Source organism: Pedobacter sp. 22226 (genome assembly GCF_052045455.1).
Lineage (GTDB): Bacteria > Bacteroidota > Bacteroidia > Sphingobacteriales > Sphingobacteriaceae > Pedobacter > Pedobacter jeongneungensis.
Genome location: NZ_JBQEPB010000005.1, coordinates 593,521 through 602,508, shown reverse-complemented (window position 1 = coordinate 602,508; position 8,988 = coordinate 593,521). Strand labels below are relative to the sequence as shown.

Below are 8,988 nucleotides of genomic sequence, written 5' to 3'. Positions count from 1 at the left end.
TCAAAAGAGGAGAAATGTATGTCGAGAATTATAGGAGAGCGTCATAAAAGATAAGAAAAACTCTTTATTTGGAGTTTTTCTTAAAATAAATTTGCAATTGTGGTAAACCTAGAATACGAGCGGAGTGCAACGTAGTCGAGAGATCTATCTAGGCAGATCTCTCCGTTCCACTGCGTTTCAGTCGAGATGACGACTTTTTTTATGGATCTGTTAATGGTAGGGAAATGTTGTTGTGCTGTCGGGTGTTCCCACCTGACGAAGCTTGTATCTGTAGAATTTATAAAAGATAAATAGTATATTGATTTGATTCAGTATCAGATCGTAATATCTGACACCAGAAAGAAATGCACCAATATTTTACAGCTACAGCTTGGTAAAACTAAATAATTAGTTTACATTTAATTAATGAAATCTTTTATATTTCTACTTTCATTATTAACCATAGGCAAATTTTGTATTGCACAGCAAAGTTATACGCTTTCAGGTACGGTTAAAGATAAACGTGGCGAAGCATTACCCGGTACAGGTGTTTATGTAAGCGGTTATAAAATGGCCGCGGTTACAGATAATGATGGCAAATATACCCTGCCATTAAAACCAGGCAATTACGACATTTTGGTGCAGTTAATAGGCTACAAAGCCTTAAATAAAAATGTAGTGATTTCGGATAAAGCGGTAAAACTTGATCTCACATTAGAAGAAAGTATTACCCAATTAGCTGAGGTAACCATTAAACCCGATCCGAACAGGGCAAATTATATCGAAATGTTTAAAGGTTACTTTATTGGTACCACGCCTAACGCAGCACAATGTAAATTAATCAACCCAAACGTGCTGATTATTGATTACGATAAAGAAGAACATAAACTCACCGTAAAAACCAATGAATTCCTGATTATCGAAAACAAGGCACTCGGTTACCGCATTAAATACTTATTAAACAATTTTGAGTATGATAGTAAAACGAGGATTATTTATTATGAAGGATTTCCATATTATGAGGATTTAAAAGGATCGGCACGCCGGAAGAAAATTTGGGAACAAAAGCGGATTACTGCTTATTTAGGTTCTTCACAACACTTTTTTAAGTCGATTTTTAACCACCACGCCACAGAAGATGGTTTTATCATTAATAAACTGATCACCAAAGAAAATCCTGATAAACCATCCGACAGCGTAATTAATGCCAATATTAAACGTTTAACAAAAGCTCAAACCGGTTTAACCAGGCCTTTAACCATTACCATAGGAGATTCTTTAAGCTATTGGATAAAAAAGAAAAACCTGCCTGGTGGCATATCCATTTTAAGCCGCGCCCCTGTTTTACAGGATACCCTGGTGCATGTGGAGAACCAGAATATAAAAAGCATTAATTTTACCGATAAGCTTTATGTAGTTTACACCAGAGAAAGAGAAGATCCTGCGTATGCCAACCGGATCGGTTTATCAATTGCAAGGCCGCTGGATATGCCCGATTATCAGATTTCTACCATCAGTCTGCAGGTTGTTCCGGTATATTTTTACAAAAACGGCTCCATTTACAATCCCCGATCTATGATTTATTCGGGTTACTGGGCCTGGGAAAAAATTGCCGATAGTGTTCCGATGGATTATTTATTGCCGGTTAATGAGGAGGGGAAAAAGTAAAAATATGTTTAAGAGAGAACCTCAATGCATTATTTTTATGAAAAGCAGCCATAGTGCCCCCCGGTTTTGCCAGCAAAACCGGTAATTCTATTTGGGGTTTTGTAGCATCGCAGCACCCACTTTTGTTAAATAAACCCGACAGAGCGGGTAGCCCGCAGTGAAGCGCAGCGTAACGAGGACTACAAGCGATGGCGGGGCTACTTTGCTCATGGAAAACAGAACGTTCGTTTTCAAATAAAAACGGCTTTATTTCTAGATTAATCCTCTTCAAAAGATCCTTCGCTTCGCTCAGGATGACAACTCTTATTAACTGTAAATGTTAAATTTGTTAAAAATCTTTTGCGTTTTTAATAAATATTAAGCCTTTTAATTACATTCGTCTCTATGATTAAAAGCCTTTTAGTAGCCCTTATGCTAATCATTCTGGGTACTAATGTCGATGCTCAAAATACCTTCTCAATCAGTGGTTTGGTTCGAGATCAAAAAGACGGACTACCCGGTGCAAGCATTTATTTAAGTGGTTATAAAATTGCAACGGTAGCGGATAATGATGGCCGCTTTAAACTTACCAACCTGAAACCCGGCAGTTACGATATTCTTGTTCAGCTGGTTGGTTACCTCCCCTACTCTAAAAGTGTAATTATTTCGGATAAATCGGTACAGGTAGAATTGGTTTTGAAAGAAAATGTTGCCCAGCTTGATGAAGTAGTGATCAGGGCCGATCCTAACCGGCAGAAATACATTAACCAGTTTAAAGAGTTTTTTATTGGCAAAACGCCCAATGCAACGCAATGCAAAAATTTTAAATCCACAGGTTCTGAATGTAGATTATGATGTAACCAAAAGTACCTTAACGGTTTCTACAACCGAGTTTTTAGTGGTCGAGAATAAAGCTTTAGGTTATCGCCTTAAATATATGCTCGATCATTTCGAATACAATTCGCGCACTCACATTATTTATTACTCTGGTCACCCTTTTTTTGAAGAGCTTAAAGCTTCTGCAGCAAAAAAGAAAAAATACATCGCCGCCCGCGAAGTGGCCTATTATGGCTCTTCGCAACATTTTTTCCGTTCGCTTTACGCCAATAAAACGCAGGAAGAAGGTTTTATCATCAATAAAATGATCAAAATCCCCAATCCTAACCGTTATCCGCAATATGTAATCAATACCAATTTAGAAAAAATTAAAGCCGTACCTGAAAAAACCGGAATCAGGCAAACCAAAGGTAAAATTGATACTGCCTTACTGGCCTTTTGGACGAAACAGCAGGAAATGCCAAAAACCATCGATAAATTTTCGAGGGCGGAGGTGATTACAGATACGCTGGTGCATTATTTCAACCAGAACTTAAAGTACATCAGTTATACCGATGCGCTATTAATTCAATACACTAAAGAAAAAGAATCAATGGCCTACTCTAAAACTGGTTTCTGGATCTTCAGACCTTTAGATGTGCCTGAAAATGAAATTTCGGTTGCAAATTTAACCGGCGAAGGCGTCCGTTTTTACGAGAACGGCGGCATTTACGATTCCCGCTCACTCCTTTTTGAAGGCTATTGGGCCTACGAAAAAGTGGCAGATATGGTACCGATGGATTATATACCACTCCCAAAAAAGTAAATAATGGAAGAGGTATGATGGAAAATGGAAATGGATGATGGATCTGAAACTAAAAATTGTTGAAAAGTAACCTTTCTACAGCCTTAAAATTACTAAAAATATTAGTAATTTTAATTTATGATTGGCGAAGAAGAAAAGCAGTATTTTAAAGGGCGGGGCGCCCAGGTTAATCCACACAATAAATTTTTAAAGGATGTTTACGTTAAAGAACATCATGAAGGGATTGATGATTGGGAGGAAAGCGACCGCAAAACTGCTTTCATTTTTGAAAATTCGAAAACCATCGTAAATAAGGTTGACAGCCCGGATGTGGGGATGGCCTACTCTCTTAATCCCTATCAGGGCTGCGAACATGGCTGCACTTATTGTTATGCACGCAACTCGCATCAATATTGGGGGTATAGTGCCGGGATAGAATTTGAGCGGAAAATCATTGTAAAAAAAGATGCTCCGGAACTTTTTAAAAAGTTTTTAGAGAAAAAAGGCTGGGATGCCACTACCATTTCACTCTCGGGCAATACCGATTGTTACCAACCGGCAGAAAGAAAGTTTAAACTAACCCGCCAGTTATTAGAAATTGCCCTGGCTTACAAACAGCCGATTGGCATGATTACCAAAAATTCCTTGATACTTCGTGATCAGGATATTTTGCAGGAAATGGCCAAGCTTAATCTCTGCATGGTTTATGTTTCCATCAATAGTTTGAATGAAGATTTGCGGCAGGTAATGGAACCGCGTACTACAACGGCCAAACAACGCTTAAAAGTGGTAGAGGAGTTGAGCAAAGCCGGAATACCCATGGGCGTAATGGTTGCACCACTTGTACCCGGGCTAAGCGACCATGAAATTCCTAAAATTTTAAAAGCTGTGGCTAATGCTGGAGCCATTAAAGCGGGTTATACCGTAGTGCGGTTAAACGGAGCCATCGGCCAGATATTTGAAGATTGGCTGCGAAAAAACTTTCCTGATCGTTTCGATAAAGTCTGGCATTCTATACAGAGTTGCCATGGTGGCAATGTAAACGACAGCCGTTTTGGCGACCGAATGCGCGGTGATGGCAATATTTCACAAATGATCAGAGATAATTTCAGGCTGCACTGCCGTTTAAACGGCTTAAATGTAAAAGATATCATTTTAGATCATACCTTATTCAAAGTTCCAAGTAACCAGGTAAGCCTGTTTTAGTATTCGGGGAGAAAAATCCCCCGCTCTCAGGGCCGTGGTTTATAATCACGGCCATCTCAATGTTTGGTCCTATTAAATATAAATTAAACACAAATGAAATGATGAACACAGATGCAGCACATCTAAAATCTATGTTTATCTGTGTCCTTCCATGGTTTAAAAATTTGCAATCTACCCCTATAAAACTTAGTTTTAGCCCCATGAACATTGCATTAATAACGTACCTTGATAAAGGCGCTTACGATACTACTACCGTTGAAAGTGAAGATGATAAACTCTTACATTTCTTAAAAGATAAAGGATTAAATATTGAAAAATTAATCTGGAACGACGAGCAGATTAACTGGGAAAACTATTCGCATGCCATTTTAAAATCGCCCTGGGATTATTTCGACCTGATTGAAGATTTTTATGAATGGCTTAATCTTTTGGAAGCTAAAAAAGTGAAACTGCTTAATCCAATAGATGTGGTGAGGTGGAATTCGAACAAACTTTATCTCCAGGAAATTGAAGCGGCGGGCTTAAAAATTATACCCAGCGCATTTATCAAAAAGCAAGAAAATGTAACGCTTGAAACTTTCTTCGAAAAATTTAATACTGATAAATTAATTGTAAAACCCTGTATTAGCGGGGGTGCAAAAAATACTTTTAAAGTAACCAATGAAAATATTGAAGAAATAAACCAAAAATTGAATCAGCTTATCCAGGAGGAAGATTTTATTATACAGCCATTTTTACCCGAAATATTGGAAAGTGGAGAATGGTCTTTCATTTTTTTTAACGACGTATATAGTCATTCGTTGATTAAACAGGCCAAGCCCGGCGATTTCAGGGTTCAGCCAGCACATGGTGGCACTGTTCATCCGCAACAACCTGATGAAGAACTAATTGCAACAGCAGCAGAATATGTTAGTTTATTTGCTAAAAATTGTCTTTACGCAAGGGTTGATGGTACTTTTGTAAAAGGAGAGTTTTTATTAATGGAGCTTGAACTGATTGAGCCATTTTTATTCTTAAATACCGAACCTCAAATTTATGATCGGTATTATCAGGCGTTGATGGAGTTGATTTAAAAAGAATCGTTATTGCGAGGAGAAACGAAGCAATCTTAAAGCCTATGCTCCCCTCAAGTCGTCATTTCGAGCGAAGCGGAGTCGAGAAATCTATCTTTGGAGCAATTTCGGGATAGACTTCTCCATTTCGCTACCAATGAAAAATCGGTACGCTACAGTCGAAAGGACGAAGAAAGTGAGACGACGGCCATTGGTTTTAGGTTATTTAGCAGCAAAAACCTGCACCCAATACTTATCCGTTTTGGCTGCGCCCATTTCTTTAAAAGAGGCAGTCATGATATTTTTGCAATGCTCCTCACTCTTAATCCAATCGTTAAAAACCTGTGCTTCGGTAGTTTGTCCGAAAGCAATATTCTCCCCTACCGATGTCCAATTGTAGCCGGTAGCTTTAACACGGGCACCAACAGTTTCACCATTAGCAGAATTGTGGGTAAGTTTTGCAATAGAAGCAATGTAACCGCTTTGGTTAATGGCTGCAGCACCTAAATTAACATTCCAGGTTAGCGCTCCAACCGGAGGCATAATGGTTGTACCACAATTGCAGCCTGCCAGGCGGGTATCGTTTACTAATTTAAGTAAAGCGTCGTTATTGATGTTGGTGCTGACATTGAGTACCACAGGATCAGTGGTTGTTGTAGTATCGTCAGCTCCTTTTTTACAGGATAAAGCACAGCATAGCGCTATACATGCTAACGGGAAGGCAATAAATTTCATTAATAGTGAATAGTTTGAGGAAAGGTACAATGATTTTCTTTAAAAAAAATAATTTCTGTCTACCTTTTCGTACTCTAAAAACAACTATAAATTTTAATGCGCTTTAATTAATCTCTAAAACAAAAAAACTCCCGATTTTCATCGGGAGTTTTTTATTTATTTACTCGAAGAATCTTCTTCTTGTTTCGGCTCTTCTTTTTTCTTCTCGCCCTTTATGTGGTTGATTGAAATAAGCTCGGTAGTTTTATCATAATCAATTTCTAAAACATCTCCTTCGGTTAATTCACCTTTAAGGATTTCTTCAGCAATTGGATCTTCTAAATATTTCTGGATCGCTCTTTTTAAAGGGCGGGCTCCAAAATTACTATCGAAACCTTTATCAGCAATGTATTCTTTTGCGTTATCAGTTAGTGCAATTTCATAACCAAGGGTATGAACGCGACCAAATAATGCTTTTAACTCGATATCGATAATCCTGAAGATTTCTTCTTTACCTAAGCTGTTAAATACCACTACATCATCAACACGGTTTAAGAATTCAGGCGCAAAAGCACGTTTTAAAGCACTTTCGATTACGCCACGGCTGTGAGAATCGGCCTGATTTGTTTTCGCAGCTGTAGAGAAACCAACACCCTGACCAAAATCTTTTAGCTGACGGGCACCAATGTTAGAAGTCATGATGATGATTGTATTTCTAAAATCAACTTTACGTCCTAAACTATCGGTTAACTGTCCTTCATCCAAAACCTGTAATAAGATGTTAAATACATCAGGGTGAGCTTTTTCAATCTCATCCAATAAGATTACGGCATAAGGCTTTCTTCTAACTTTTTCAGTTAACTGTCCGCCTTCTTCGTAACCTACGTATCCCGGAGGCGCTCCCACTAAACGTGATACCGCGAATTTCTCCATGTATTCACTCATATCGATCTGGATCAAAGAATCGTCGCTATCGAACATGAAACGGGCCAGTTCTTTTGCCAATTCGGTTTTACCTACCCCGGTTGGACCTAAGAAAATAAATGAACCAATTGGTTTTTTAGGATCTTTTAATCCAGCTCTTGTACGTTGAATCGCTTTAGTTAATTTCTTGATCGCATCGTCCTGACCAATAATTTTCTCAGCTACTTTATCGTACATGTTTAACAGTTTAGCACTGTCTGTTTGTCCAACACGTTGTACCGGAATACCAGTCATCATCGAAACCACTTCAGCTACGTTATCTTCTGATACTTCGTAACGTTTGGTTTTGGTTTCAGCTTCCCACTCTGCTTTAGCTTTATCTAATTCTTCAATTAAATTTTTCTCTGTATCGCGGAGTTTTGCAGCTTCTTCGTATTTCTGGCTGCGAACAACTTTATTTTTTTCTAACTTAATGTCTTCGATTTTCGCCTCGATGTCAATAATATTCTGCGGAACATGAATATTGGTTAAGTGAACACGAGAACCGGCCTCATCTAAAGCATCAATTGCTTTATCTGGCAAGAAACGGTCAGAAATATAACGCGAGGTTAAAGTTACGCAGGCCAAAATGGCTTCCTCTGTATAAGTTACACCGTGGTGTTCTTCATACTTATCTTTAATGCGGGTTAAAATTTCTACAGTTTCATCTGGTGTAGCAGGTTCAACCATCACTTTCTGGAAACGACGGTCTAAAGCGCCGTCCTTTTCAATGTACTGACGGTATTCATCTAAAGTTGTAGCACCAATACATTGAATTTCGCCCCTTGCCAAAGCAGGTTTGAACATGTTAGATGCATCTAATGAACCTGATGCGCCGCCGGCACCAACAATGGTGTGGATCTCATCAATGAACAAAATTACATCTGTAGATTTTTCAAGCTCGTTCATCACGGCTTTCATACGTTCTTCGAACTGGCCACGGTATTTTGTACCGGCTACCAAAGAGGCAAGATCTAAAGTAACTACACGTTTGCCAAAAAGCACACGCGAAACTTTACGCTGTACAATGCGTAAGGCCAAACCTTCTGCAATTGCCGATTTACCCACACCTGGCTCACCGATTAAAATCGGGTTGTTCTTTTTCCTGCGGGATAAAATCTGCGATACACGCTCAATTTCTTTCTCGCGGCCAACAATCGGGTCTAAACGACCTTCTTCTGCTGCCTTGGTTAAATCACGACCGAAGTTATCCAGAACCGGGGTTTTAGATTTTATATCCGAAACCTTTTTAGGTGTACTAAAGCTTTCTTCTTCGCGGTAATCGTCATCGCCTCCTGTAGAAGCGCTGTTTGAGATATCATCTCTGAAACCATTTTTATTCACTTCAACCTCCTGTTTAAAAACATCATAAGTAACGCCATACTGTAATAAGATCTGCGAGGCGATATTATCATCATCTCTCAAAACCGATAACAATAAATGTTCGGTGCCAATTAAATCGCTTTTAAATATTTTAGCTTCTAAATAAGTGATTTTTAAAACTTTTTCTGCCTGTTTTGTTAATGGAATATTGCCTAAGTTTACTGTAACACTCGAAGTACCGCGAACGGCATCTTCAATTGAGCGGCGCAATTTACCGGTATCAACCCCTAACGATCGTAAAATTTTTATAGCCATACCATCGCCTTCGCGGATGAGGCCCAATAATAAATGTTCGGTTCCAATGTAATCATGCCCTAAGCGGAGCGCTTCCTCCCTACTAAAAGAGATTACATCTTTAACCTGTGGTGAAAATTTTGCTTCCATAATACCTTTCTTAACAGCTACGTCTCTAAACTATAAAAT

At 38.7% G+C, this 8,988-nt stretch carries 7 protein-coding genes; 5 read left to right on the top strand and 2 right to left on the bottom strand.

Features of this window, described 5'->3' with window-relative positions; genetic code table 11:
- Positions 1-405: 405 nt before the first annotated feature.
- The 5 genes from ACTJKC_RS14715 (at position 406) to ACTJKC_RS14695 (ending at position 5,526) form a co-directional block, all read left to right on the top strand.
- Positions 406-1,647, top strand: coding sequence for a carboxypeptidase-like regulatory domain-containing protein (locus tag ACTJKC_RS14715; RefSeq protein WP_440792985.1), 1,242 nt, complete (start codon positions 406-408; stop codon positions 1,645-1,647).
- A 384-nt stretch (positions 1,648-2,031) separates the two neighbouring features.
- Positions 2,032-2,481: a carboxypeptidase-like regulatory domain-containing protein gene (locus ACTJKC_RS14710; protein WP_440792983.1), complete on the top strand. Its 450-nt coding sequence runs from the start codon at positions 2,032-2,034 to the stop codon at positions 2,479-2,481.
- The gene (locus ACTJKC_RS14705; protein ID WP_440792981.1) at positions 2,429-3,268 is read left to right on the top strand and encodes a hypothetical protein; all 840 of its coding nucleotides are present in this window, start codon (positions 2,429-2,431) and stop codon (positions 3,266-3,268) included. Before ACTJKC_RS14710 ends, ACTJKC_RS14705 begins: the two co-directional genes overlap by 53 nt.
- Positions 3,269-3,385: 117 nt before the next feature.
- Positions 3,386-4,453: a PA0069 family radical SAM protein gene (locus tag ACTJKC_RS14700; protein ID WP_344853113.1), complete on the top strand. Its 1,068-nt coding sequence runs from the start codon at positions 3,386-3,388 to the stop codon at positions 4,451-4,453.
- 200 nt (positions 4,454-4,653) lie between these two features.
- Positions 4,654-5,526, top strand: a complete 873-nt coding sequence (locus ACTJKC_RS14695; RefSeq protein WP_440792979.1) for an ATP-grasp domain-containing protein — start codon at positions 4,654-4,656, stop codon at positions 5,524-5,526.
- 201 nt (positions 5,527-5,727) lie between these two features.
- Here ACTJKC_RS14695 and ACTJKC_RS14690 read toward each other — a convergent pair whose 3' ends face one another.
- A complete protein-coding gene (locus tag ACTJKC_RS14690; protein WP_440792977.1) occupies positions 5,728-6,240 on the bottom strand; it encodes a CAP domain-containing protein in 513 nt (170 codons plus the stop codon).
- Positions 6,241-6,396: 156 nt separating this feature from the next.
- A complete protein-coding gene (locus ACTJKC_RS14685) occupies positions 6,397-8,949 on the bottom strand; it encodes an ATP-dependent Clp protease ATP-binding subunit (protein WP_440792975.1) in 2,553 nt (850 codons plus the stop codon).
- Between the last annotated feature and the right edge of the window lie 39 nt (positions 8,950-8,988).

What these genes read in the sequence shown, in the direction of transcription:
- ACTJKC_RS14715 (WP_440792985.1), top strand. Translation starts at nt 406, where the DNA reads ATGAAATCTTTTATATTTCTACTTTCATTATTAACCATAGGCAAATTT.
- ACTJKC_RS14700 (WP_344853113.1), top strand. Translation starts at nt 3,386, where the DNA reads ATGATTGGCGAAGAAGAAAAGCAGTATTTTAAAGGGCGGGGCGCCCAG.
- ACTJKC_RS14695 (WP_440792979.1), top strand. Translation starts at nt 4,654, where the DNA reads ATGAACATTGCATTAATAACGTACCTTGATAAAGGCGCTTACGATACT.
- ACTJKC_RS14705 (WP_440792981.1), top strand. Translation starts at nt 2,429, where the DNA reads ATGCAACGCAATGCAAAAATTTTAAATCCACAGGTTCTGAATGTAGAT.
- ACTJKC_RS14690 (WP_440792977.1), bottom strand. Translation starts at nt 6,240, where the DNA reads ATGAAATTTATTGCCTTCCCGTTAGCATGTATAGCGCTATGCTGTGCT.
- ACTJKC_RS14685 (WP_440792975.1), bottom strand. Translation starts at nt 8,949, where the DNA reads ATGGAAGCAAAATTTTCACCACAGGTTAAAGATGTAATCTCTTTTAGT.
- ACTJKC_RS14710 (WP_440792983.1), top strand. Translation starts at nt 2,032, where the DNA reads ATGATTAAAAGCCTTTTAGTAGCCCTTATGCTAATCATTCTGGGTACT.